Raw genomic sequence first — 24178 nt, forward strand, 5'->3', positions numbered from 1 at the left:
CTCGCACAACTTTGAGGTTGTCAATGCTAACCTGAACAAGGGAATTAGCCATGACGGATGAACCGCCTACTCAACTAGAACCGGTCATAGTCACCGGCCAGCGTGTCAGGGCTCCGTCGCCGTTCGCAGGGATGCAGTTTCCCACCATAACCAGTTCCGCGCCCACCAGCAGCAGTTGGAACCGGCGGACGAAAGCCCCCCGGAAGGGCAGTCTGATAAGCAGCAACAATGTGCGATGCCAGAGGGACGGCGCCAATGGAATGCTGACGCCAAAGCAAAAGAAGCCGAGGCCGCGTTTCGTGAAAAGGCCAGATCGTTCAATGAAGCAGACTTGCAAAACAGAGAGTTTGGCGCGCTGATTTGCGAATTCAGTTCCGGTCAGATCGCGCTGGGACCGATAGAGGCGGGCGATCCCATTCTAGACAGCAACGGCAACGCTATCAGTTATCCAGGAGGGCTCCCAACCGTGCCCATTGCTCCGGGCGGCTGTGGTTCCGGTACCCCTATCGGATACGTTCATAGTCATCCGGGGTTGGGAACGGGAATTCCGTCAAACCCTGATTTCGCCTTTGCTAAGCATCTCAAAGATTACTACGGCGCGCCAGATAATGTAGGCATCTAATGTCGTGTCCCAATATCAAGATTTACAGACGGGTGCATATAAAACAGGCGTCGGTCGCGCTTCCCTTTCTGATGAAACCGCTGCCAATCAGGGAACTTTAGAGCCCGAGTGGGTTAATCCTGAGGCCACCCCATGTCCTGGGGATAGCTAGCGAGACGAAACCATGCGCCGCAAATTTGCACTCACAGCAGGGCTACTTTCAGCGCTGTTCGCATCCCCTGCCATGGCGGAGTTCTGGATCCCGGCCGGTTCCGAGAGGGGCCAACGGGTGTTTGTGCAACTCGATGGAATGACCGCAAACAAAGCGTCTCCGTTCACGGCCGTGCTGGCTTCGTTTCCGCGATCCTGGCCTGCGAACCACCACCGCTACACCGTCTGGATCGCGGAGTTCGATTGTCGTTCGCGAACCAGATCGATGAAGTCGGTAGTCCGGTACAGCAGCAATCGCGACCCCGAGAGGAGCACGGTGGAAGCGCATCCGGTGGGTGAGAACGACGCCGCCGTGGCGACGCAACTGAACGCGGTGTGCGGCGACACCGACGCCGCCCGACGGGGGCGGACTTTCAATCACCTCGGCGAGATCGCTGAGTCCCTCGGGCGCTAGCTTCCACGCGCAAGTTGGTCGCCGCGAAGGAACTGCGGATCGGTGGTGCAATCCCGCCGAACCCTTGCTAATCCGCTGGGATGATCGCTCGCCTTCGCCCCGTACCGTTCGACCTCGGCCCCGTCCATTTCGTCGGGATAGGGGGCATCGGGATGAGCGGCATCGCCGAGATCATGCTCAAGATCGGCTATTCGGTGCAGGGGTCGGACGCGAAAGCCAGCGCCAACACCGAGCGGCTGGAACGGCTGGGCGCCCGCATCTTCATCGGCCATGACGCGGCCCACATCGGCGACAGCGTCTCGGCGGTGGTCTATTCGACAGCGGTCAAGCCGACCAATCCCGAGATGGTCGCGGCTCGAGAGCGCCGCATCCCGCTGGTGCGCCGGGCCGAGATGCTGGCCGAGCTGATGCGGCTGCAGTTCTCGATCGCGGTCGGCGGCACCCACGGCAAGACCACGACCACCTCGATGGTCGCCGCCATCCTCGACGCCGGCGGGCTGGACCCGACGGTGGTCAACGGCGGCATCATCAACGCCTACGGGACCAACGCCAAGGTCGGCGACGGCGACTGGATCGTGGTCGAGGCCGACGAGAGCGACGGCAGCTTCCTGCGCCTCAAGTCGACCGTGGCCATCGTCACCAACATCGACCCCGAGCACCTCGACCACTACGGCGACTTCGACGGGGTGCGGAAGGCGTTCGTGGACTTCGTCGAGAACATCCCCTTCTACGGCTTCGCCGCCGTCTGCCTCGACCATCCCGAGGTGCAGCGGCTGGTGGCCTCGATCGATAACCGGCGGCTGGTGACCTACGGGGTCAACCCGCAGGCCATGGTTCGGGCCGACAATGTCGAGATGAAGCCGGACGGCTGCCGCTTCGATGTGGTGATCCAGAAGCAGGGCCTCGCCGCGCTGGACGAGCCGATCAAGATCGAGGGCCTGCACCTGCCCATGGCCGGCTGGCACAATGTCTCCAATGCGCTGGCCGCCATCGCCGTGGCGCGCGAGCTGGATGTGTCGGACGAGGCGATCAGGGCGGGTCTGGCCGGCTTCGGCGGGGTGCGGCGGCGCTTCACCACCACGGGCGTGGTGGGCGGGGTGCGGATCGTCGATGACTACGGCCACCACCCGGTCGAGATCGCCGCCGTGCTCAAGGCGGCGCGTCAGGTGGCCGAGGGTCGCGTCATCGCCGTCGTACAGCCGCACCGCTTCACTCGGCTGGAATCCCTGATGGAGGAATTCTCGACCTGCTTCTCCGACGCCGATGCGGTGTTCGTGGCCGACGTGTATGCGGCGGGGGAGCTCCCCATTGAAGGCATCGACAAGGATGCGCTGGTCGAGGGCATCCGCCGCTTCGGCCACCGCGCGGTGCAGCCGCTGGAGAGCGTCGAGGCCCTGCCGGGCGTGATCTCGGCCGAGGCGAAGGACGGCGATCTGGTCGTCCTGCTGGGCGCTGGCGACATCACCGCCTGGGCCTACGCCCTGCCGGGGCAGCTGGAGGCTCTGGCGTAATGCCGTCCCTCACCGTGCACCACCGCGAAGGCGGGGACCCAGGCTTGAGCGGCCACGCCGTTGCTGGACTGAGCGATCTCGAAACCTCCGCCGCCTGTGCGGCCCCCAAAACCTGGGTCCCCGCCTTCGCGGGGATGCACGGAAATTAGAATGAGCTGGCGCGACACTCTTCCCGCCGTTCGCGGCAAGCTGCTGTGCGACGAACCGCTGGGGCCGTTCACCTGGTTCCGGGTCGGTGGAAACGCCGACGCGCTCTTCATCCCGGCCGACGCCGACGACCTGGCCGACTTCCTCAAGGCGCTGGATCCGGTCGTGCCGGTGACGGTGCTGGGCGTGGGCTCCAACGTCATCGTCCGCGACGGCGGCGTCGAGGGCGTGGTGGTCCGGCTGGCGGGGAGGCCCTTCGCCGGGATCACGACCGAGGGTGATGCGATCACGGCCGGCGCCGGCGCGCTGGATTCCATGGTGGCGAAGGCTTCGGCCAAGGCGGGGCTGACCGGACTGGAGTTCTACGCCGGCATCCCCGGCACCATCGGCGGCGCTCTGACCATGAACGCCGGCTGCTATGGCGCGGAGACCAAGGACATCCTCGTCTCGGCGCGCGGCGTGACGCGGGCAGGAGAGCGGGTCGAGTATGCGCTGGCCGACTTCGGCTACACCTATCGCCACTCCGAGGCGCCGGCCGACATCATCTGGCTGGAGGCGACCTTCCGGGGGACGCCGGCCGATCCCGAGGCCGTGGCGGCGAAGATCGCCGAAATCACCTCGCGCCGCGAACTGACCCAGCCGATCCGCGAGAAGACCGGCGGCTCGACCTTCAAGAACCCGCCCGGCCATTCCTCGTGGAAGCTGGTCGACGAGGCGGGCTGGCGCGGCAAGTTGTTCAAGGCCACCGGCGGCGGGGCCATGTTCAGCGAACTGCACAGCAATTTCATGATCAACCCGGGCGAGGCGACGGCGGCGGATATCGAGGGTCTCGGAGATGCCGTGCGCGCGGACGTGCAGAGTAAACGGAACGTAAACCTCGAATGGGAGATCAAGAGGATCGGCCGCCCGCTTTGAGTTGATCCCATGACCCGCCCGTTCGCTGACCTGCACGTCGCCGTCCTGATGGGCGGGCTGTCGTCCGAACGGGAGGTGTCCCTGAGCTCGGGCAAGATGTGCGCCGACGCCCTCGAAGGGCAGGTGGCCAGGGTCAGCCGCATCGACGCCGGCCGCGACCTGGCCCAGGTGCTGGCCGACCTCAAACCCGACGTCGTCTTCAACGCCCTGCACGGCGAATGGGGCGAGGACGGCTGCGTCCAGGGCGTGCTCGAGACGCTGGGCATTCCCTATACCCACTCGGGCGTGCTGGCCTCGGCCCTGGCCATGGACAAGGACAAGTCCAAGGCCGTGCTGCGGGCAGCGGGCGTCGTCGTTCCCGGCGGCGGCCTGTTCGACCGCTTCGAGGTGGCGCGCGGCCACGTCATTCCGCCGCCCTATGTGATCAAGCCCAACGCCGAAGGCTCGTCGGTCGGCGTCTATCTGGTGCGCGAGGGCGAGCCGCCGTGCGCGGCGCCCGGCGACGCCGGCTGGACCTGGGGCGAACAGGTAATGGTCGAGCCCTTTATCGCCGGCAAGGAACTGGCCGTCACGGTTCTTGGGGAAAAATCGGGGCCGCGGGCCCTGACCATCACCGACATCACCCCGGCCAAGGGCTTCTACGACTACGAAGCCAAATACGCCCCGGGCGGCTCCAGCCACGTCCTGCCGGCGGTCCTGCCGCCGCATGTGTTCGAGCGAGCCCTGCGGGAATCCGAACTGGCGCACACGGCCATGGGTTGCCGCGGGGTGTCGAGATCGGACTTTCGTTATGACGATATTAAGGACGATCTGGTCCTTCTGGAGGTCAATACCCAGCCCGGCATGACGCCGACCTCGCTCAGTCCCGAGCAGGCTGCCCATGTCGGGATGGACTATAAAGCTTTGGTGCGGTGGATGGTGGAGGACGCCTCATGCCCGCGGTAGTTCGCGGCGGTCGGCGACAGAGTTCGAACCAGCCTGCAAAACGCGGCGCGGCTCCCAGATCCCCGGGGCGCGGGCGTTCGCCCCGTAATGCTCCGGCGACCCCGGGCAAGATGGCGGCGCTGGGCCGCCTCGACCTGTCTCCCCGCGCGGTCATCATTTCCATCGTCGCCGGCGTCGTCGTCCTGGCCGGCGTTCTGGCGACCGGCGCCCGCGCCGAGCGCATCAGCGCCTCCATCGGCCAGGGCGTCGACGGGGCCGCCGCCGGCATGGGCCTGAAACTCGAGAAGGTCTTCATCGAAGGGGAGTCGCCCGAGGCGACCGCCACCATCCAGCGCGCCGTTCAGCTGTATGCAGACCAACCCATGACCTCGATCGACCTCGACGCCGTCCGCAAGCGCGTCGAGACCGTCGGCTGGGTCAAGGGCGCGCGCGTCGTGCGCCTGCTGCCCAACACGCTGATCGTCCATGTCGTCGAGCATGACCGGCTGGCCGTCTGGCAGGCCGGCGGCCGCAACAGGGTCATCGACAGCCATGGCGTGGTGATCGCCGGCGCCGACGCCGGCCGCTATCCCGACCTTCCGCTGGTCGTGGGCAAGGGCGCCGAACAGGCCGCGTCCGAAGTGCTGCCCCTGATCGCGCAACGGCCCGGCCTGAAGGCGCGGGTCGAGGCGCTGGTTCGCGTCGACGAGCGCCGCTGGGACCTGAGACTGAAGGATGGCAGCCTGATCCAGCTGCCCGCCACCGACCAGGACGCCGCCCTGATCCAGCTCGACGCGCTGGACCAGCGCGAGCGGCTGCTGGAGCTGGGCTTCGACCGCATTGATCTGAGAACGCCGGGGGAGGTCGCCGTCCGGCCCTCCGCCGGCGCCGCGTAGAGTTAGAGGAACGCTTATGGCCGGACGGTCCGTCGATAAATCCGTGGACGGCGCCAAGGGCGCCGCGGGACGCGCGCCGGTCGTGGCGGCGCTGGATCTTGGCCAGTCGAAGGTCGCCTGCTTCATCATGAAGCCCGAGGGCGTGCGTCACGCCGACCGCACCATCCGCGTGGCGGGCGCGGGGCACGTCCAGTCGCGCGGCGTGCGCGGCGGCGGCATCGTCAACATGGACGAGGCGGCCCAAGCCATCGGTCACGCGGTCGAGCGCGCCGAGCGCGCCGCCGGCTCGCCGGTTTCGGGCGTCGTCGTCACCACGGCCATCGGCCAGATGGCCAGCCACCGGGTCCAGGCCCGCGTGTCCCTCGGCGCCACTCCGGTCGGCGACGCTGATCTGGCGCGCGCCATCGCCATGGCCCTGGCCCAGATTCGCCTGCCCAACCGCCGGCCGATTCACGTCCTGCCCATCGCCTGGTCCGTCGACGGCGCGCGCGGCGTGCATGATCCCCGCTCGATGAAGGGCCATTCGCTGGGCCTCGACCTGCTGGTCGTCTCCATGGCCGAGAGCGCCTTCAACGGCCTGAGCCATTGCCTCGAACTGGCGCATCTGGACCTGCAGGGCGTGGCGGCGGCGCCGGTGGTGTCCTCGCTCGCGGCGCTGGAAGACGACGAGATGGATCTCGGCTGCGTCTGTATCGACATGGGCGGCGGCTCGACCTCGGCGGCGGTCTGGGGCGGGCGCTCGCTGCTGCATATCGAATCCCTGAACGTGGGCGGCGATCACGTGACCGCCGACATCGCCCGCGGCCTGTCGACGTCCAAGGCCGGGGCCGAGCGACTCAAGACGCTGCACGGCTCGGCCATGGCCAGCGCCAATGAGGACCGCGAGATGCTGGAGGCGCCGCCGCGAGGCGAGGATTCCTCGGCGGGCCCGATCTTCGTCCAGCGGGCCATGCTCAAGACCGTCATAGCGCCCCGTGTCGAGGAGACGCTGGAGCTGCTCCGCGACCGCCTGCGCAACGCGGGCGTAGGCCTGGAGCCCGGCGCCGGCCTGGTCCTGACCGGCGGGGCCAGCCAGTTGAACGGCGTACGCGAACTGGCCGTGCGGGTGTTCGATCGCCCTGTACGCCTCGGCAAGCCCCAGCGGGCGCCCCACCTGGCCGATGCCGCCTCAGGCCCGGCGTTCTGTTCGGCCGCCGGTGTGTTGTTGCGCGCCGCCTATGGTCCACGCGAAGCGGTTTCGGCCCGCAAGCTGATGTCCAGACAACTCTCGGCTGCGGACGCGCCACGCATCCATCAAGGCGGGATTGTGGCGCGCGCGGCGGGCTGGTTGCGCGAAAACCTCTAGGGAGCCTGACCGGGGGCCGTCGCGCCGACCGATCTGGCGGTCACCGTGGCGGGACTGTGTCCGTATTGTAACAACAGTATGCTGGATTGGTCGCCATACGGCCACAATCCCTTGCCGCTCGCCACTTTGCTGTTAGCGTGAAAATCCGAAGCAGAGTCTGCCGCAAGGCGGATGCTGCCGATTGCATCCATTCCTTGGTTGGGGCCCAAACACCATGCTTCTCAAGCGCAAGTACCTCTTCGGCTCGACGATCCTCGCGGGCGTCATGGCTGTCTCGGCTCCGGCCTTCGCCCAGAGCCAGCTGCCGGGCGTCACGGTCCAGGGTCAGACCGACCAGGACGCGACCGAAATCGGCGAAGTCGTCGTCACCGGTTCGCGTATCCGCCGTGACCCGACCAATGCGCCGACCCCGCTGATCACCGTGGCGCGCGAGGATCTGCTGACCACCGGCCAGACGACCATGATCGACTATCTGGCCACCATTCCGGCCCTGTCGAACTCGGTCGTTCCGTCTGACACCACCGGCTCGAACCTGGGTGACGGCGGTCTGTCGCTGGCCAACCTGCGCTCGCTGGGCTCGGGCCGCACCCTGACCCTGATCAACGGTCGCCGCCAGGTCGGCTCCAATGGCGGTTCGCTGGCCGTCGACGTGGACACCATTCCCCGCCTGCTGATCGAAAACATCGAGATCGTCACCGGCGGCGCCTCTTCGGTTTACGGCGCCGACGCCGTCTCCGGCGTGCTGAACTTCGTGCTCCGCAAGGACTTCGAGGGCATGGAGATCGACGCCAACTACGGCATGATCAACCAGGATGGCCAGGCCAACACCCGGGTCTCCGCCCTCGTCGGCACGAACCTGCTGGATGACCGGCTGAACCTGTGGGCCTTCGGCGAATACGACCACAACGACGAAGTCCGGATTCTGGACATCGACTGGTACCGGGCCAACCCGGGCACCTTCGGCGCGGACGCCGATCCGACCGCCCCTGCCGACGGTCCGGTTTCCGACAGCATCTTCGACACCGGCAACACGGTGGTCTTCAACCGCCGACAGCTGCAGATCCTGCGCTGGGGCCAGACCACCCTGGCGAACAACCAGGCGGCCAGCCCGCGCAACGATCCGGATATCCCGTTCGTCACCTGCCCGACGGCCGGCGGCTTCACGACGGCCCTGGCGGCGAACTGCTACAACGTTCAGCCCGGCAAGACCTGGGTGTTCGAAGGGACCACTGCCCGCCTCGCCGACTTCGGCACGCGGATCGGCTCCACCGGCGCCAACCGGACCATCAATGTCGGCGGCGACGGCGACAACGGCGCTGACTTCGGCCAGCTGTCGCGGACGCCGGAATCGACGTCGTACCGCTATGCGGCCGGGGCGAATTTCGCGATCACGCCAAACGTCCGGTTCTCGATCGACGCCAAATACATCGATGAAGAGACGTACGACGTCAGCCAGCCGACCTTCTTCGATTTCTACCTCAACAATCTGCAGCCGACGAACAGCGTCGACAATGCGCTGGCGACCAACGCCTTCCTGCTGAATCTCGACACCACGGCCTATCTGCCGAACAATCTCCGCTCGGCGATTCAGACGAACACGCAGCAGAACTACTCGGCGCCCACCCTGACCGCTCCCGGCCAGCCGACGACCGTTACGGCCGCTCCGTTCGCCCGTCACACCCTGTTCGGGCCCGACCGCAGCCAGTTGAACTTCCGCGAATTGTTCCAGCTGAACCTCGCCCTCGAAGGTGATCTGGACAGCCTGTGGTTCGTCGACAACTTCAACTGGAGCCTGTCGTACAACGCCGGCGTCGCCGAGGCCGAGAACGTCGAACGCGGCGTCGACAACCAGCGCATGCAGCTGGCCTCCGATGCCGTGGTGGACACGGCCGGCGTGGTCAACGGCCGACCCGGCGAAGTGGTCTGCCGCGCCAAGCTGCTGCGCGCCCAGAACCCCGCCACGCTCCTCGGCGACAGCTTCCGCGGCGGCGATCTTCGCAACACGCCCCAAGGTCAGGCGGCCCTGGACGCCTGCGTTCCGCTGAACGTGTTCGGCCGCGGCAACCAGAGCCCCGAGGCGTTGGCCTATATCGACGCCACCATCAACCCGACCGAGCGCAACGAGCAGGAGCAGGCGATCGCCTTCGTCTCCGGCGAGCTGTGGGACTTCTTCGGCGCGGGACCGATCGGCGTCGCCCTCGGCGTGGAATACCGCCGCGAATATACGGAAGGACGGGGTCGCACCGCGGCCACGGCCGGTCGCTTCCTGTTCCTCAACACCGGCGCCGATTTCCCGGGCGTCGAATATGAGTCGGAAGAAGCATTCGCCGAACTCTCGATCCCGCTGTTCCGCGACAGCTGGCTGGGGGAGTATGCCGAAATCAGCGGTTCCTACCGGTACTTCGACTATACGACGGTCGGAACCGGCGACGTGTACGGCGTGAACTTCGTCTACCGTCCGATTGCGGACATCGCCTTCAAGACCAGCTTCAACACCTCGTTCCGCGCCCCGAACCTCGGCGAAAACTTCGCGCCGCAGAGCCAGACCTTCTTCAACGGCGTGGTCGATCCCTGCGACACCCGTCAGATCGTGGCCATCACCAACGCCACCGATCGCGCCAATCGGGTCGCAAACTGCACCACCCTGTTCAACCAGGTCGCGGCGAGCCGCGGTCTGCCTGCCCCGTCGTTCGACTTCAACGGCGCCACGGCTGACCCGAACGACGATTACAACCCGACCTATCCCTCGGGCATCGCCGGCGTGTCGGGCGGCAACCCCTTCCTGCAGCCGGAAACGTCGGAATCCTTCACCTTCTCCACGGTGCTGGAGCCGCGCTTCTTCCCGAACTTCAGCCTCGTGCTCGACTACTACGAAGTCGAGATCAAGGACGTGATCGCGGCGGTCACGCCCGCCGCCGCCGCCCTCAACTGCGTCCAGGGGCCGTCGCTGAACCCCGCGGCCTGCAACACCATCTTCCGCCTCAACTCGCCGGTCGCGGGTACGACGGCGGAAGCCCGCTCGCAGGCCTTCGAGATCGGCACCCCCGGCAACACCGGCATCGGCTTCATCCAGGGGTCGATCAACTTCGCCAAACTTCAGACCCGGGGTCTCGACTTCACAGCCCGGTACTCGCTGGACACGGAAGAAGTGTTCGGTCGCAACTGGGGCCGGCTGGACTACTCCCTGCGCGGCAACTGGCTGATCGAGCAGAAGAACTTCACCAACATCTCGAACCCGAACGCTTTCGTCGAGAGCGCCAGCCTGGTGAACTTCCCCCGCGTTCGCTTCTCGTCGCAACTGACCTGGTCGCCGAACGACGTCTGGAGCCTGACCTGGGTGGCTGACTGGCAAGCGGCGCAGGACATCGTCCAGAACCGCGACCAGATCAACAACCCTGACCAGCGTCCGCCGGAGTTCTTCAACACGGGCGACTTCACCCGCCACGACTTCACCGTTCGCTACAATGTGGACGACAAGCTGTCGCTGCGCGCCGGGGTCACCAACGCCTTCGACGCCGAGCAACCCGCCTACTTCGGCACCGGCTTCATCGACAACATGGACCCGTACGGCACGCGCTTCTTCTTCGGTCTGAACTACCGCCCGTTCTAAAGGCGGCGACTGAACCGAAACGGAGAGGGCGGCTCGCGAGAGCCGCCCTTTTTCGTGCCCGAACCTGAAAACTGCTGGGAAGGTTAACGAAATCCGTGGCCCCGGGGCCGACTCAGCCTACGGGGTAACACTCCCTTAAGCAGTTCAGGTGTTTCCTTAACGCGCTCATAACCAATGCGAATCGGCGGGGAATCGCATCGGGGCAAGGCAAGGGCAGGGTCGGATAAGGTCGGATAAGAATTATGTCTCTCTCGCTGGTGCGTCCGCAACACACGGAACTGAAGCCCCGTATCGTCGTCTTCGGCGTCGGAGGCGCGGGCGGGAACGCCGTCAACAACATGATCGACGCGGGCCTTGAAGGGGTCGAGTTCGTCGTCGCCAACACCGACGCGCAGCACCTGTCGTTCGCCAAGACCGACCGCCGCGTCCAGCTGGGCGAAACCATCACCCAGGGCCTGGGCGCCGGCGCCCACCCCGAGGTCGGCATGAACGCCGCCGAGGAATCCGCCGAGGAAATCTACGGGCACCTGGACGGCGCCCACATGGTCTTCATCACCGCCGGCATGGGCGGCGGCACCGGCACCGGCGCCGCGCCCGTCATCGCCAAATGCGCCCGCGACCGCGGCATCCTGACGGTCGGCGTGGTGACCAAGCCCTTCACCTTCGAAGGCCGCCACCGCATGCGTCTGGCGGATGCGGGCATCGCCGAGCTGCAGCGCTACGTCGACACTCTGATCGTCATTCCGAACCAGAACCTGTTCCGCGTCGCCAACGAACGCACGACCTTCGCCGACGCCTTCGGCATGGCCGACCAGGTGCTGCACTCGGGCGTGCGCTCGATCACCGACCTGATGATCCTGCCGGGCCTGATCAACCTCGACTTCGCCGACGTCCGCGCCGTCATGTCCGAGATGGGCAAGGCGATGATGGGCACGGGCGAGGCCTCGGGCGAGGACCGCGCGCTGCAGGCCGCCCAGAACGCCATCGCCAATCCGCTGCTGGACGAGACCTCGCTGAAGGGCGCCAAGGCCGTGCTGGTGAACATCACCGGCGGCATGGACATGACCCTGCTGGAAGTCGACGAGGCCGCCAACGCCATCGCCGGCGAGGTGGACGCCGACGCCAACATCATCTTCGGCGCCGCCTTCGACCCGGCCCTGGACGGCAAGATCCGCGTCTCGGTCGTGGCCACGGGCATGGAAGACCTGGCCGCCGCCAAGGGCGCGCCGGTTGCCGGAACCTCGGCCTTCGACACGCGCCGCCCGGCCGCCCCCTATGCCGCCTCGCGCGCCGAACCGGTCCGCAACGAACCCGCCCGCAGCGAGCCCGTCCGGGCCGAGGCCCCGCGCCAGCCCGAGCCGGCGCCGATCGTCCCGACCTTTCAGTCCGCCCAGCCGGCCTACGGGACTGCGGCCCGCGCTCCCGAGCCGCGCCCGGAACCCGTGATCCACGTCGCCGAGGACCGCGCACTGGAGCCGATCGTCGATCCCTGGGTCGAGGAGTATGAATCCTCGCCCCGCGCCCGCACGGCCGCCGAGACGACTGCCCCGGTCGCCCAGGGCGACCTGTACATGGACCGTTCGGCCGATCGCGCGCCCCAGCCGGAAACCCGGCGCGAGGAGCCGGCCTATGACGAGTACGACGACCGCGATCATCGCAAGTCGGGCTGGAGCCTGTTCGGCCGCGGCAAGCGTCAGCCGGCCCAGCCGACGTATCCGCCGTCGCGTCCGACCGAGTCCCGCATGACCGAGATGCGTCCGACCACCCAGGCCCAGCCGGCGCCCGAGCCGGATCTGAACCAGGCGGAAGACGATCTGGAAATCCCGTCCTTCCTGCGCCGCCTCGCCAACTAGTCTTCGACCGATCAGGAAAGCCCCGGAGCGCGAGCTCCGGGGCTTTTCGCGTCGAGTACGGTTACGAAAACCGAAACAATCGGAAACCCGACTTTCATTTCGCTGTTGCGGGGCCGTCGCTAGACGGTTGCTGGGGCGAAATCCGCACGGGTTGCGGGCATCGCGATTGAGAGAGTTTTGAGCTTGCCGGTCAGCTACGACCATCGCCAGAGAACGACCGTCGCTCCCGCGATCATCGCGGGCGTGGGCGTGCACACGGGCGACCGGGTGCGTCTGGCCGTGCGTCCGGCCCCGGTCGGGACGGGCATCGTCTTCGTGCGGACGGACATCAAGGACCGCGACAACCGCATTCCGGTCTCGGGCGAGGCCGTCGTCGACGCCCGCCTGAACACCATGATCGAGAACGCCGCCGGGGTGCGCCTGTCGACCATCGAGCACCTGATGGCCGCCTTCGCGGCCCTGGGCGTATCGAACGCCGTGGTCGAGGTGGACGGCCCCGAGCTGCCGATCCTCGACGGTTCCGCGCTGCAATTCGTCCAGCTGCTGGACCGCGCCGGCTTCCGCCGCCAGGAGGCCCCGGTCCGCTACATCGAGATCCTCGAGCCGATCCGGGTCCAGGAAGGCGACAAGACCGCCGCCCTGCTGCCCTGCGACCGCTATGAGATGCGGTTCGAGATCGAGTTCGACACGCCGGTCATCGGCAACCAGGTGGTGGACTTCGTCGTCGACGAGGAAACCTTCCGCAACGAGATCATGGCCGCCCGCACCTTCGGCTTCGCCCATGAGGTCGAGGCCCTGCGCCGCGCCGGCCTGGCCCGCGGCGGTTCGCTGGAAAACGCCGTGGTCATCGACGGCGACCAGATCCTGAACCCCGGCGGCCTGCGGATGGAGCGGGAGTTCGTCAAGCACAAGGCGCTGGACGCGATCGGCGACCTGTATGTGCTCGGCGCCCCTCTGCTGGGCCGCTACGAGGGCGTCAAGGCGGGCCACCACATCAACAACCTGCTGGTCCGCGAACTGCTGGCCAATCCGCAGGCGTGGCGCGAAGTGACCGGCGCGCCGGAACTGGCGATGGCGGGTTAAAAACCGGCCGCTGGACGACGGGGAATTCGACGACGCTTTTCGCGTGATTTCGGATACCGGATCCGGGGAATCGAGAGACGACGGCTACGGCCTCAGCGAAGGCTGATCGCGCTCATCATCCGGCCGAAGTCCGGCTCTCCATTCAGCCAGGCCCGCCGGTTCGAGAAGAACCGAACCTCGTCCACGCGCGTATCGTGGCCGGTCCAGGCCGCGTCGCCGACGCCGGCCTGTTCGAGACGCCACAACACGAAGCCGGGAAGATCGAACAGCCGTTTGTCCGGCGCCGCGCCGGGCGCGAAGAAGCGGCCGCTGCCGGGATCGTGGTGATCGAACCGGCCCTGAAAGTCGGCGCCGACCTCGTAACTGGCCTGGGCGATGCAGGGGCCGACCACGGCGACCATGCGCCGGGGCTCGGCGCCGAGGGCCTGCATGGCCGCGACGGTGGAGTGGATGACGCCGTCCAGGGCTCCCTTCCAGCCGGCGTGGGCTGCGCCGACGATCCCCGCCTCGGGATCCGCCAGCAACACCGGTGCGCAGTCCGCCGTCAGGACGGCGCAGATCACGCTCGGCGCGGCCGTGACGGTGGCGTCGCCCTCCGGCCGGTCGCCCTTCCAGCCGGCTTCGGCGACCCGGGCGAGGCTGGAGTGGATCTGGTAGCAGGCGGCGAAGTCGTCGGGGACGCCGCCCATATGCGCCGCCACCCGTCTCCGGTTTTCCGCCACGGCGGCGGGGTAGTCGGTGGAGCCGACGCCGGTGTTCAGACTGGCATAAATGCCGGTGGAAACGCCGCCCTGGCGCGTGAAGAAGCCATGGCGGACGCCCGCCTTGTCCAGCAGCGAGTGGGTGATCGGTTCCAGCGTCATATCCCGTCCTCGAAACCCGGGACCACCAGGCTACGGGGCGAGAAGACCACGCAGGCCTTGAACAGCGTCCCCATCTGGTCGTCCGCAGTCAGGCGGGCCAGCTGGCGCTCGATGACGGGCGCCGCGTCAGGCCGTCCCGCCTTCAACCGGTCTGCGCGGGCTTCGATCCCGAGCCGCCGGAGGAATTCACCCTGACCCAGGGTTCCGGTGACGTCGGCCCCCGCGCGGACGGCGGCCTCCAGCACCGTCGGGAAGTCGGCCCACTGGGTCAGGTCGGCCTCGCCCGGCGTTTCCAGCGGATCGACCTTCTGATGCCGCCGCAGGGCCTGAAGCGTGTCGCCGGCCTCGGGCCTGGCGCGGCCGTAGTCGATCAGCAGGGCGGCCCCGGAGGCCGCCTTTACCAAGGCCGCCACGTCGCGGCCGAAGGCGGCCTGCTGATCGGACATCTCGACCGTCTGGCCCGGCTCGACCGCGAACGCGGGACGGGTGAAGCCGCCGGTGATGCGCACCAGGCCGAAGGTCAGGCCGCCGTCGTCGGTCACGCCGACGCGGCGCTCGGCCCAGCCGTCGTCCGTCTTCACGAACTGGCGCGCGGGCAGGCAGTCCAGCACCTCGTTGGCGATCAGGATGACGGGGGCGTCGGTCTCGACCCGGTTCAGGTCCCTGACCCAGCGCGGATGAACATCGCTGTCGTTCAGCATTCGCGCCTGTGCCGCGCGCAGGGGCGGGCTGGGTTCGATCAGGACCAAGTCGACGGCAGAGAGGAAATCGGGCGCCAGCCGCGCCGCGCGCAGGGCGTCGGCCATCAATGTGCCGTCGCCGGGTCCGACCTCGACCAGCCGGATCCGCTCGGGCGCGCCCAGCCGCCGCCACAGCTCGACCGCCCAGAGGCCGATCAGCTCGCCGAACATCTGGCTGACCATCGGCGCGGTGACGAAGTCGCCGCTCGCCCCGATCGCCGGGCGGGTGGCGTAATAGCCGCCCTCGGGATCGTGCAGGCAGCGGGCGACATAGTCGGCCACCGTCATCGGGCCGGTCAGGGCGATCTCCCGCGCCAGTCTGTCCCCAAGCGAAGCGCCCATGGATCAGGCGGCGGCGGGCGGCCGGCTCCAGGCGCGCCAGATCAGAACCGCCCCGATGATCATCATCGGGATCGACAGGATCATGCCCATGGTCAGACCCAGCGGCAGGTTGTCGAGACCGGCGTCGGGCTGGCGCACATTCTCCAGCAGGGCGCGGGACAGGCCGTAGCCGAACAGGAAGACGCCGGTGACATAGCCGGGCTTGGACAGCAGCCTGCATTTGTGGATGGCGAACCACAGGATGGCGAACAGGACCAGGCCCTCGAGGCCGGCTTCGTACAGCTGGCTGGGATGGCGGGGCACGTCGCCGGCTGGGCAGCCGTTATAGAGCCGATAGATGCGGTCGTTGCAGAAGCGGACCGCCCAGGGGACGGTCGTCTCGCGGCCCCAGAGCTCGCCGTTGATGAAGTTGGCGAGGCGGCCGAAGAACAGGCCGATCGGCGCGGCGGGGGCCACGAGATCGCCAAGGCTCAGCAGCCGGATCTTGTGCCGCCAGGCGAACCAGACGATCGCGACCGAAACCCCGATCAGGCCGCCGTGGAAGGACATGCCGCCGTCCCACAGGCGGAACAGCGCCAGCCGTTCGCCCCAGTCGGCGCCCGTGAACAGGCGGCCGTACAGCTCGGGTTGGTAGAAGAGGGCGAAGCCCAGGCGCCCGCCGAGGATGATGCCGAGGGTGATGTAGAGGACCAGATCGTCCAGCTGCAGGGTCGTGACCGGCGGCTTCGCGGGCTGCCACAGGGCGTTGGCCTTCACCAGCCGGGCGCAGTACCACCAGCCCAGGACGATGCCGGCGACATAGGCCAGCGCATACCAGCGGATATCCAGCGGGCCGATGCTGAGCAGCACCGGATCGAACTCGGGGAATTGCACGGGCACTCCTGTCGAAGGGTCTCGAAGGGCGGTTTAGCAAGCGTCGCCGGGCGCGTCCCTGAATTTTCCGCAACACGGCGTCGCCCGGCGCCCAAATCAGGCCATAGGTCGCATCGACAGCAAGGTTTCGTTCACCATATCGGGTGAACCTTCATTAACGACGCTCGCCCGTTCGAGCCGGAGCCCGCAGATGCAGACGCGCAACCCCATCCTCGACGAGTTCGCCAAGCTGACGACCGGCGCCATGGGCCTGGCCCAGGCGGCGGGCGAGGAGGCGAAGACGGCCTTCCGTGCACAGACGGACCGCATGGCCGCGGAACTGGACCTGGTCCGCCGCGACGAGTTCGACGCGCTGAAGGCCGAGATCGCCGCCCTGCGCGCCGAGGTCGCGGCGCTGAAAACCCCTGCAAAGGCTGGAAAAAAGCCTGCCACGGGAACGTCCACAGGGTCGGTTCCCCCTCAGGACGCAGCCGGTTGAGCCGAATCTGCGAACCCGCCTACCGTTGCGTGACGGGGCGTGAGTCGCGCCCGGAGAGTGCCTGATGGACGCTGTACGGCCCGAAGAAGTCGATGTTCCCTACGATCCGCTGGATGTCGTGGAACACGTCCTGGTGGCCGAAAACCTGCCGTTCGACCGGACCGACGAGGGCGATCTGGCCTTCGCCCTGGCCGGCGACTGGAAGGACTATGAGCTGTGGTTCGCCTGGCGGCCGGAGGGCGACTGCCTTCAGCTGTGCTGCGCCCTGGACCTGCAGGCGAAGAAGTCGCGGCGCGCCGCCGCCTATGAACTGGTCGGCCTGATCAACCAGCGCACCTGGATGGGCCATTTCGAGGTCTGGGCCGAGGACGGCGAGATCGTCTTCCGCCACTCGCTGGCCCTGCCGATGGGCGAGCGCCCCACCCTGGCCCAGGCGGCCTCGATGATCGACGCGGCGGTCGAGGCCGCGGACCGCTACTACCCGGCCTTCGACTTCATGATCCGCGGATCGAAGAAGCCGCAGGAGGCGATCGACGCCTGCCTGTTCGAGACCGTCGGCACCGCCTGACGGCCATGACCCCTCTCGTCCCCTCGGGCCCCGTCGTCCTGCTGGGCTGCGGCCGGCTGGGTTCGGCCATCGTCGAGGGGTGGCTGAAGACCGGGACGGTCGCGGCGACCGACCTGATCATCCTGACGCCCTCGGACAAGCCGGCCGCCGAGGCGGCGCGGGCCCGGGGCGCGCGGATCAATCCGCCGATGGAGGCGCTGGCGGCCGCGCGGGCGCTGGTGCTGGCGGTGAAGCCTGCGATCTGGCGCGCGGCGCTGGCTCCGCTGACGGCCCATCTGGGCCCGCAGACGCGGCTGGTTTCCGTCATGGCGGGGGTTCCGGCGGCCGAGATCGCCTTGGCCTCCGCGCGGCCTGTCGCCCGGGTCATGCCGACGACCGCGGTGGCGCAGGGGCGCGGCGTCGCCGCCCTGTGGTCCTCCGATGCCGAGACGCGCGAGCTGGCGCGCGTTCTGTTCGCCGGCATGGCCGATGTCGTGGACCTCGAGTCCGAAGCCCAAATCGACATCGCCACGGCGGTGGCGGGCTCCGCTCCCGCCTTCATCTATGCCTTCGTCCAGGCCCTGGCCGAGGCGGGGCGGGCGGACGGCTTGTCGGCCGGGGCGGCGCAACGACTGGCCCGCGGCGCCCTGCGGTCGGCGGGAGCCGGAGTCGAGACGGAGGAGTCGCTGGACGCGCTGATCGCCCGCATCGCGTCACCCGGCGGCACGACGCGCGCGGGTCTCGACGCCATGGCGGCCGGCGGCGATCTGGAGCGCGCGGCGAGGGCGGCCGTCGCCGCCGCCGTGCAGCGGGCGCGAACCCTCTAGCGGGTGACGTAGCGACCGTCGGCCAGGTTGGCGGCCAGCCGGCGATAGGCGCGGTCGGCGTCCTGCCAGGCGGTGAAGCCCCGCACCTCCGCTATGCTCGTCGAATACCAGTCGTACTCGACCGGATGGATCAGGCCGTCGGCCGTCGTCACGTGGCCCGAAATGGTCGCGCCGCCGATCGAGACGCTGCGGATTCCGTCCAGACCGGGACGGTCGACCATCTGCTGCATGGTCGGCCGGTTGGGCTTCAGATCGGTCAGGGTCAGATTGACCTCGGCCCCGTTCAGCGCGCCGCGGCGCACGAGTGTTCGACGCACGACATCGGCCAGACGCGAGGCCTGCTGCTGAACCTCGCGCCGGCCCAGTTCGTCGGCGTGTTCGAGCACCTCGGGTCCGATCGTGACATTGACGGCGACGGGATCGGCCAGGACCGGCGTCGCCGCGACCGCCAGAACGGCGGCGAGCGGAGCAAGGAAGGCGAGTCTACGCATGGATGTTCTCCAGAGCCCTGTCGCCGCGAAAGATGCGCGCTATGGCTCCGCTTCGCCAGTGGAGGGCGCCAAATGTGATCAGCCGGGCAGGCGGATCAGGGCCCGCAGGCCGCCCAGATCGCTGCGCTCGAGGGTGATGTCGCCGCCGTGACCCCGGGCGACGTCGCGGGCGATGGCCAGACCGAGGCCCACGCCCTTGCGGTTCTGGTTGCGCGAGGCGTCCAGGCGGGAGAAGGGCCGGAAGGCCTCTTCATGCATGTCCTCGGGAATGCCGGGGCCGTCGTCCTCGATCGCCACCTCCAGTCCGCCCGAGGGCAGGGCGCGCGCGCTCAACCGGACATGCTCGCCATGGGCCGCCGCATTGCCCGCCAGATTGGTCAGGGCCCGCTTGAAGGCGAGGGGGCGCAGCGACGCGGTCAGCCCCTCGGGCGCGACGACCTCGACCTCGGCTCCGGCGCGACGGGCGTCCTCGGCGGCGGCGCCCAACAGGTCTGACAGGGAGACAGGCTGCGCCGCCTCGCCGGCCTCGCCGCGGGCGAAGGCGAGGTATTCGTCGATCATGTGCTCCATCTCGTCCAGGTCGCCCTGCATGGCGCCGGCGCGCTTGAACGGGGGAGCCAGGGCCAGTTCGAGCCGGAGGCGGGTCAGAGGCGTGCGCAGGTCGTGGCTGACCGAGGCCAGCAGGGCGGTGCGCTGGTCGATGTGGCGCTGGATCCGCTCGCGCATGGCGAGGAAGGCGACGGCGGCGGCGCGGACCTCGCGCGCTCCGTGCGGTTTGAACCGTTCCTGGGTCTCGCCCCGGCCGAAGGCTTCCGCGGCCTCGGCCAGCCGCTCGATGGCGCGGACCTGGTTGCGGATGAACAGGATGGCGACGCCCATCAGCAGGACGGTGGCGATCAGCAGCCACAGCACGAAGATGTGGGCCTGGGTGGCGACGGCGCGCTCGCGCGGAGCGATGATGCGCAGCACGCCCTGCGGCTGCTGCACCCGGATATCGACATAGGCGGGGTAGCGGGTGGTGTCGAACCAGAAGGGCTGGTCCAGCCGCGCGGCCAGCGCCTGCTCCAGCGTGCGATCGACGACGCCGACGGGGCCGCGCCGGTTCTCCTCGGGCAGGACCGCGCCGTCCTGGAGGGCGATGGACAGGGACATCGAGCGCTGGGCGCGTTCGGAGATGACGGCCATGTTCCGCGGCGTCGGGTCGTCGCGCCAGCTTTCGGCGGCCCAGGCGATATCGCCGGCCAGGCCGTCGGACAGGCGGGCGGTCACCGTCTGCCAGTGCATGTCGAAAAAGGCCCAGGTGACGGCCACCTGCATGACCAGAACCGGCAGGACGATGATCAGCAGCGACCGGCCCCACAGCGAGGTCGGCAGACGCCGCTTCAGAAACCGCGGCCACAACGAGGCTGGCAGAAGTCTCATGATCCTTCCCCCCTCGCGGGGGAAGGTGGGCCGCGAAGCGGCTCGGATGGGGGCTCTTTCCGCGTCCCGATTCCCGGCAAATGGGCGCCCGGCAGCCAGCCCCCATCCGTCAGGCTCCGCCTGCCACCTTCCCCCGAGATGGGGGAAGGAAGGTGGAGGTCGCCCTGCATCAGTCCGGAGCCAGCATGTAGCCCACGCCGCGCACGGTCTGGAGATAGCGCGGGTTCTTCGGGTCGGCCTCCAGCTTGCGGCGCAGGCGGGTGACCTGGACGTCGACGGCGCGGCCGGTGATGTCGGCGGTGTCGGGCGACAGGCTCATGCGCTCGACCGCCGAATGGGCGTGGATGGCCAGGGTCTTCAGCAGCTGGGCCTCGGCCTCGGTCAGGCGCTGGGGCTTGCCGTCCTTCGACAGCTCCAGCCGTTCCATGTCGAAGACCGCGGGGCCCAGCTTGATCTCGCGCGGGGTCAGGGGCTTGCCGCCGGTGCGGCGCAGGATGGCGTCGACGCGCAGGGCCAGTTCGCGCGGGTCGAAGGGCTTGGACATATAGTCGTCGGCGCCGCGCGACAGGCCCTCGATGCGGTCGTCGGGATCGCCGCGCGCGGTCAGCAGCAGGACGGGCGTCTTCGAGGTCTCGGCCTTGGACCGCACCCAGGTGGTCAGGTCGAAACCGCTCTCGCCCGGCATCATGACGTCCAGCACGACGAGGTCGAACTCGATCAGCTCCATCATCCGCTTGGCCGCGGCCGCGTGGGCGGCGCCGGTGACGCGATAGCCCTCGCGGGCGAGGAATTCCTTCAGCAGTTCGCGGATCCGGTCGTCGTCATCGACCACCAGCAGATGGCGGCCGGCGCCCGGGCCGGCGATCGGGCCGGACCGGCCATGGGAACGCACGTCGCTCATGCGGAAGCGACCCGCGAGCCGGTCCGGGCGTTGACCTGAGCGGTTCGGGGGGCTCTAACCCGGTGTTCTTCGCGGGAGACGTTATTCAATGGCCTTCGTTCCTTTCGACGATCGTGACGGGTGGATCTGGATGGACGGCGATTTCGTGCCCTGGCGGGAAGCGAAAACGCACGTTCTGACCCATGCCCTTCACTACGGCTCGTCGGTGTTCGAGGGTGAGCGTATGTACGGCGGCGAAATCTTCAAGCTGACCCCGCATAGCGAACGCCTGAAGCGCTCTGCAAACCTGCTTGATTTCGACCTTCCGTACAGCGTGGCCGAGATCGACGCGGCCTGCAAGGAAACCTGCGAAAAGATGGGCCTGTCCGACTGCTATGTGCGGCCGGTGGCCTACCGTGGCCCCGAACAGGTCAGTGTCTCGACCCTGCACAACAAGACCCATGTGGCGATCGCCGTCTGGGAGTGGCCGAGCTATTTCGACGCCGAGACCAAGGCGAAGGGTATCCGGATGGAGTGGGCCAAATGGCGCCGGCCCGACCCGATGACCGCCCCGTCGGCCGCCAAGGCTGCGGGCCTCTACATGATCTGCACCATGTCGAAGACGGCGGCCGAGAAGCGCGGCTATTCGGACGCCATGATGCTGGACTGGCGCGGCTATGTCGCCGAGGCCACCGGGGCCAACGTCTTCTTCGTCCAGGACGGGGTCCTGCACACGCCGCCGGTCGACGCCATCCTGGACGGCATCACGCGCCAGACCGTCATCGAGATGGCGGCGGCCAAGGGCATCGAGGTGGTCGTGCGCCACATCCGGCCCGAGGAGCTGGCGACCTTCAGCGAATGCTTCGTCACCGGCACGGCCGCCGAGGTGACGCCGGTGAGCGAGATCGGCGAATACCGATTCACTCCCGGCGCCCTGAGCCTCGGCCTGATGGAAGACTACGGCCGGCTGGTGCGGCGCCAGTAGCTAGAAGCGGGCGCTGAGGGTCAGCCGTGCGTTCAGCGGCGCCCCGGTCGAGATGTTGTTGTTGTTGTGCGCGTCCGGGAAGTAGGTCGTGTCGAGCAGGTTTTCGATGTTCAGCTGAAGCTCGACGTCGTCGCTGACCCGATAGAAGGCGGCGGCGTCCACGCGGGTGAAGGCGGGCAGCCGCGTGGTCGCCGCCGACGTCCGGATGGCCGCATACTGGCCAGCCTGATGTATGACGCCGAGGCCAAAGCCCAGCCGGCGGTTCACATCGTAGCGGTTCCAGAGACTGAAGTGGTGCTCCGGCGTCTGCGCCAGCCGCACCGAGTCGTTGCCCTGCAGACGGGCGTCCAGCCAGGCGTAACCACCGCTGACCTGCCAGTTGGGCCGTACACGGCCGGTCACCGCCAGCTCGAGACCCTCGGTGCGGGTCTCGCCGACATTGATCGTGACGGTGGGGTTCTGCGGATCCGGCGTGGTCGCATTCGTCCGATCCAGCCGGAAGAGCGCCGCCGTGACGTTGAGGTTCGGTCGAATGTCCCATTTCGCGCCGATCTCGTGGTTGGTGAACTCCTCGGGCTCCAGATTCTGCTGGGTCGTCGACAGGGACAGGAACTGGTCGCCCGAGCGCGGCAGGAACGACTGGCTGTAGCTGCCGTAGAGCGAGACCTCGGGGCGCGGTTTGTAGATCAGCCCCAGCCGCGGCGAGACCTTTTCGTCAAGCCGGGCGAAGGGGCGGTCCGGGTTGGGTTGCAGGTCGACGCCGGTGATGTCGAAACGGTCGTATCGCAGGCCGGCCACGACCTGAAGACGGTCGCCCAGACTGATCTGGTCCTGGACATAGGCCGAGACCGACTCGACGTTCGAGATCGTGTCGCGGTTGAGCGCCGGGAACGTCACCGTGGGGAAGACCGGATTGGCCAGGCTCACGGTGGAGCTGGACAGGACGCCGTTGCGGCGCTGGTTGGCGGAGTCCTGGTCGCCGTATTCGAGGCCGAACAGGACCTTGTGGATCATCCCCCCTGCCGACACGTCCCAGACGAGGTTGCTCTGGATCAGCAGGTTCTGCCGGGTGGTGGGGTCGGTGTAGGCCGCCAGCGGGACCGTACCGGTCTGCGAGGAGGCTGGTCCGTTGGCGAAGGCGTTGGTGTAGACCTTGTCGTAGTCGCCGTAGACGATCGTGGTTGAAACCTCGACATTGTCCGACAGGGCGCCGTCGATCCGGAGCTTCGCGATGTGCGCCTCCAGCGTCGTGCGGTTCACGCCGGGCACGCCGAAGAACCGGTCGCGATAGCCGGTCAGCGGCGCACCGCCCAACGACGGGACTCCGCGGTCGACGACGCGATCGTCGTTGACGTACTCGTACGAGAGGCCCGCGCGCCAGGCGGAGCCGAATTCCGCCGCCAGATAGGGGTTCACCGCGTACCGCTCGCCTTCGAAGTGGTCGCGGTGGTTGTCGAGCTTCTCATAGACCCCGTTGAGCCGGACCGCCGCCATGGCGCCGATCGGCGCGTTCATGTCGGCTGAAAGGTCCCACGCGCCGAAGCTGTTTGCGCTCGCCCGCCCCGAGGCGAAGGCGCCGCCGGCGCTCGGGGTCTTCTGCACCCGGTTGATGATGCCGCCGCCGCCCCCGCGGCCGAAGATCAGGGCATAGGGCCCCTTGAGCACCTCCACCCGCTCGAGATTGTAGAGACCGCGGAAATACTGGGTGTCGTCGCGCACCCCGTCGAGGAAGAAGTCGGCCGTGGTGTTCTGACCGCGCAGGGTGATCTGGTCGCGATTGCCTTCGCCCTGGCCCACCGTCGTTCCGGGCACATAGCGCAGCAACTCGCCGAGGCTGCGCAAAGCCTGATCGTCCAGCTGTTCGCGCGTCACGACGCTGACGCTCTGGGGCACGTTCAGCAGCGGCGTGTCCGTCTTGGTCGCGGTCACCGAGTTCAACGCGACATAGCCCTGACTCCGCCCCGTGACGAGGACGGGCTCCAGTTCCGCCGGCTCCTGGGCCAGGGCGAGAGTCGGAAGGGCCAGGAGGATGGCGGTCGTCGTCAGAAGGGTGCGCATGAATCTCGGATCGCTTGGCTGAACGGGGGAGGATGAGGGGAAATAATGCGATGCATTCTCATTATCAACACATTTCCGCGAGGATGCGGAAGGTTTCGGGCGAGCGGCAAAGGGCAGAGACGGAGAGGCGGGAGGCGGCGTTCGCCCTGACCGCGCTTGCGC

Annotated in this window: 21 protein-coding genes; 14 read left to right on the forward strand and 7 right to left on the reverse strand. The window is 68.0% G+C overall.

What is annotated here, in order from left to right:
• The first annotated feature begins 175 nt into the window (after window positions 1–175).
• The 10 genes from ASD59_RS14180 (at window position 176) to lpxC (ending at window position 13510) form a co-directional block, all read left to right on the forward strand.
• Window positions 176–622, forward strand: a complete 447-nt coding sequence (locus ASD59_RS14180; protein WP_156376923.1) for a hypothetical protein — start codon at window positions 176–178, stop codon at window positions 620–622.
• 163 nt (window positions 623–785) lie between these two features.
• Entirely contained in the window at window positions 786–1226 is a 441-nt protein-coding gene (locus ASD59_RS14185; RefSeq protein WP_156376924.1) for a hypothetical protein, read from the forward strand.
• Window positions 1227–1306: 80 nt separating this feature from the next.
• Window positions 1307–2737 carry a UDP-N-acetylmuramate--L-alanine ligase gene (gene murC / locus ASD59_RS04305; RefSeq protein ID WP_055828803.1) on the forward strand — a complete coding sequence of 477 codons (1431 nt, stop codon included), beginning with the start codon at window positions 1307–1309 and terminating at the stop codon, window positions 2735–2737.
• A gap of 150 nt (window positions 2738–2887) precedes the next feature.
• On the forward strand, window positions 2888–3799 hold the full coding sequence (gene murB, locus ASD59_RS04310; RefSeq protein WP_055828806.1) for a UDP-N-acetylmuramate dehydrogenase: 912 nt from the start codon (window positions 2888–2890) through the stop codon (window positions 3797–3799).
• Window positions 3800–3808: 9 nt separating this feature from the next.
• A complete protein-coding gene (locus tag ASD59_RS04315) occupies window positions 3809–4744 on the forward strand; it encodes a D-alanine--D-alanine ligase (protein WP_055828810.1) in 936 nt (311 codons plus the stop codon).
• Entirely contained in the window at window positions 4732–5619 is an 888-nt protein-coding gene (locus ASD59_RS04320) for a cell division protein FtsQ/DivIB (protein WP_055828813.1), read from the forward strand. The genes ASD59_RS04315 and ASD59_RS04320 overlap by 13 nt, the downstream gene beginning before the upstream one ends.
• A gap of 16 nt (window positions 5620–5635) precedes the next feature.
• Window positions 5636–6964, forward strand: a complete 1329-nt coding sequence (gene ftsA / locus ASD59_RS04325) for a cell division protein FtsA (protein WP_055828815.1) — start codon at window positions 5636–5638, stop codon at window positions 6962–6964.
• Between the two features lie 214 nt (window positions 6965–7178).
• Window positions 7179–10574, forward strand: coding sequence for a TonB-dependent receptor domain-containing protein (locus tag ASD59_RS04330; protein ID WP_055828818.1), 3396 nt, complete (start codon window positions 7179–7181; stop codon window positions 10572–10574).
• Window positions 10575–10816: 242 nt separating this feature from the next.
• Window positions 10817–12427 carry a cell division protein FtsZ gene (gene ftsZ / locus ASD59_RS04335; RefSeq protein ID WP_055828821.1) on the forward strand — a complete coding sequence of 537 codons (1611 nt, stop codon included), beginning with the start codon at window positions 10817–10819 and terminating at the stop codon, window positions 12425–12427.
• A 183-nt stretch (window positions 12428–12610) separates the two neighbouring features.
• Entirely contained in the window at window positions 12611–13510 is a 900-nt protein-coding gene (gene lpxC, locus ASD59_RS04340; protein ID WP_055829703.1) for a UDP-3-O-acyl-N-acetylglucosamine deacetylase, read from the forward strand.
• A gap of 92 nt (window positions 13511–13602) precedes the next feature.
• Here the strand turns inward: lpxC and pgeF are convergent, their stop codons facing one another.
• Genes pgeF through lgt form a run of 3 tightly spaced genes read right to left on the reverse strand, consistent with a single transcriptional unit; the run spans window position 13603 to window position 16328 of the window.
• Window positions 13603–14373 (reverse strand): peptidoglycan editing factor PgeF, encoded by a 771-nt coding sequence (gene pgeF, locus ASD59_RS04345; protein WP_055828824.1) that lies wholly within the window; start codon window positions 14371–14373, stop codon window positions 13603–13605.
• Window positions 14370–15455 (reverse strand): class I SAM-dependent methyltransferase, encoded by a 1086-nt coding sequence (locus tag ASD59_RS04350; RefSeq protein WP_055828827.1) that lies wholly within the window; start codon window positions 15453–15455, stop codon window positions 14370–14372. The genes pgeF and ASD59_RS04350 overlap by 4 nt, the downstream gene beginning before the upstream one ends.
• Before the next feature lie 3 nt (window positions 15456–15458).
• Complete coding sequence (gene lgt, locus ASD59_RS04355; RefSeq protein WP_055828829.1) at window positions 15459–16328, reverse strand: prolipoprotein diacylglyceryl transferase; 870 nt, start codon at window positions 16326–16328, stop codon at window positions 15459–15461.
• A gap of 190 nt (window positions 16329–16518) precedes the next feature.
• Between lgt and ASD59_RS04360 the strand changes: the two genes are divergently transcribed.
• From ASD59_RS04360 to ASD59_RS04370, 3 genes are all read left to right on the forward strand, one after another.
• On the forward strand, window positions 16519–16806 hold the full coding sequence (locus ASD59_RS04360) for an accessory factor UbiK family protein (protein WP_055828831.1): 288 nt from the start codon (window positions 16519–16521) through the stop codon (window positions 16804–16806).
• 64 nt (window positions 16807–16870) lie between these two features.
• Window positions 16871–17374, forward strand: coding sequence for a YbjN domain-containing protein (locus tag ASD59_RS04365; RefSeq protein ID WP_055828834.1), 504 nt, complete (start codon window positions 16871–16873; stop codon window positions 17372–17374).
• Between the two features lie 5 nt (window positions 17375–17379).
• Entirely contained in the window at window positions 17380–18180 is an 801-nt protein-coding gene (locus ASD59_RS04370) for a pyrroline-5-carboxylate reductase family protein (RefSeq protein ID WP_055828837.1), read from the forward strand.
• Here the strand turns inward: ASD59_RS04370 and ASD59_RS04375 are convergent.
• The 3 genes from ASD59_RS04375 to ASD59_RS04385 form a co-directional block, all read right to left on the reverse strand.
• Complete coding sequence (locus ASD59_RS04375) at window positions 18177–18671, reverse strand: hypothetical protein (RefSeq protein WP_055828840.1); 495 nt, start codon at window positions 18669–18671, stop codon at window positions 18177–18179. The genes ASD59_RS04370 and ASD59_RS04375 overlap by 4 nt on opposite strands.
• A 78-nt stretch (window positions 18672–18749) precedes the next feature.
• Complete coding sequence (locus ASD59_RS04380) at window positions 18750–20093, reverse strand: ATP-binding protein (RefSeq protein ID WP_055828843.1); 1344 nt, start codon at window positions 20091–20093, stop codon at window positions 18750–18752.
• Window positions 20094–20262: 169 nt separating this feature from the next.
• Window positions 20263–20994 (reverse strand): response regulator, encoded by a 732-nt coding sequence (locus ASD59_RS04385; protein ID WP_055828846.1) that lies wholly within the window; start codon window positions 20992–20994, stop codon window positions 20263–20265.
• 88 nt (window positions 20995–21082) lie between these two features.
• Between ASD59_RS04385 and ASD59_RS04390 the strand changes: the two genes are divergently transcribed.
• Complete coding sequence (locus tag ASD59_RS04390; protein WP_055828850.1) at window positions 21083–21958, forward strand: branched-chain amino acid aminotransferase; 876 nt, start codon at window positions 21083–21085, stop codon at window positions 21956–21958.
• Here the strand turns inward: ASD59_RS04390 and ASD59_RS04395 are convergent, their stop codons facing one another.
• Window positions 21959–24016, reverse strand: coding sequence for a TonB-dependent receptor (locus ASD59_RS04395; RefSeq protein WP_055828852.1), 2058 nt, complete (start codon window positions 24014–24016; stop codon window positions 21959–21961).
• Window positions 24017–24178 lie beyond the last annotated feature (162 nt).

Origin of the sequence: Brevundimonas sp. Root608 (assembly GCF_001427825.1) — a bacterium.
Lineage (GTDB): Bacteria > Pseudomonadota > Alphaproteobacteria > Caulobacterales > Caulobacteraceae > Brevundimonas.

What these genes read in the sequence shown, in the direction of transcription:
- ASD59_RS14185 (WP_156376924.1), top strand. Translation starts at nt 786, where the DNA reads ATGCGCCGCAAATTTGCACTCACAGCAGGGCTACTTTCAGCGCTGTTC.
- murC (WP_055828803.1), top strand. Translation starts at nt 1,307, where the DNA reads ATGATCGCTCGCCTTCGCCCCGTACCGTTCGACCTCGGCCCCGTCCAT.
- murB (WP_055828806.1), top strand. Translation starts at nt 2,888, where the DNA reads ATGAGCTGGCGCGACACTCTTCCCGCCGTTCGCGGCAAGCTGCTGTGC.
- ASD59_RS04315 (WP_055828810.1), top strand. Translation starts at nt 3,809, where the DNA reads ATGACCCGCCCGTTCGCTGACCTGCACGTCGCCGTCCTGATGGGCGGG.
- ASD59_RS04320 (WP_055828813.1), top strand. Translation starts at nt 4,732, where the DNA reads ATGCCCGCGGTAGTTCGCGGCGGTCGGCGACAGAGTTCGAACCAGCCT.
- ftsA (WP_055828815.1), top strand. Translation starts at nt 5,636, where the DNA reads ATGGCCGGACGGTCCGTCGATAAATCCGTGGACGGCGCCAAGGGCGCC.
- ASD59_RS04330 (WP_055828818.1), top strand. Translation starts at nt 7,179, where the DNA reads ATGCTTCTCAAGCGCAAGTACCTCTTCGGCTCGACGATCCTCGCGGGC.
- ftsZ (WP_055828821.1), top strand. Translation starts at nt 10,817, where the DNA reads ATGTCTCTCTCGCTGGTGCGTCCGCAACACACGGAACTGAAGCCCCGT.
- pgeF (WP_055828824.1), bottom strand. Translation starts at nt 14,373, where the DNA reads ATGACGCTGGAACCGATCACCCACTCGCTGCTGGACAAGGCGGGCGTC.
- ASD59_RS04350 (WP_055828827.1), bottom strand. Translation starts at nt 15,455, where the DNA reads ATGGGCGCTTCGCTTGGGGACAGACTGGCGCGGGAGATCGCCCTGACC.
- ASD59_RS04360 (WP_055828831.1), top strand. Translation starts at nt 16,519, where the DNA reads ATGCAGACGCGCAACCCCATCCTCGACGAGTTCGCCAAGCTGACGACC.
- ASD59_RS04365 (WP_055828834.1), top strand. Translation starts at nt 16,871, where the DNA reads ATGGACGCTGTACGGCCCGAAGAAGTCGATGTTCCCTACGATCCGCTG.
- ASD59_RS04370 (WP_055828837.1), top strand. Translation starts at nt 17,380, where the DNA reads ATGACCCCTCTCGTCCCCTCGGGCCCCGTCGTCCTGCTGGGCTGCGGC.
- ASD59_RS04375 (WP_055828840.1), bottom strand. Translation starts at nt 18,671, where the DNA reads ATGCGTAGACTCGCCTTCCTTGCTCCGCTCGCCGCCGTTCTGGCGGTC.
- ASD59_RS04380 (WP_055828843.1), bottom strand. Translation starts at nt 20,093, where the DNA reads ATGAGACTTCTGCCAGCCTCGTTGTGGCCGCGGTTTCTGAAGCGGCGT.
- ASD59_RS04385 (WP_055828846.1), bottom strand. Translation starts at nt 20,994, where the DNA reads ATGAGCGACGTGCGTTCCCATGGCCGGTCCGGCCCGATCGCCGGCCCG.
- ASD59_RS04390 (WP_055828850.1), top strand. Translation starts at nt 21,083, where the DNA reads ATGGCCTTCGTTCCTTTCGACGATCGTGACGGGTGGATCTGGATGGAC.
- ASD59_RS04395 (WP_055828852.1), bottom strand. Translation starts at nt 24,016, where the DNA reads ATGCGCACCCTTCTGACGACGACCGCCATCCTCCTGGCCCTTCCGACT.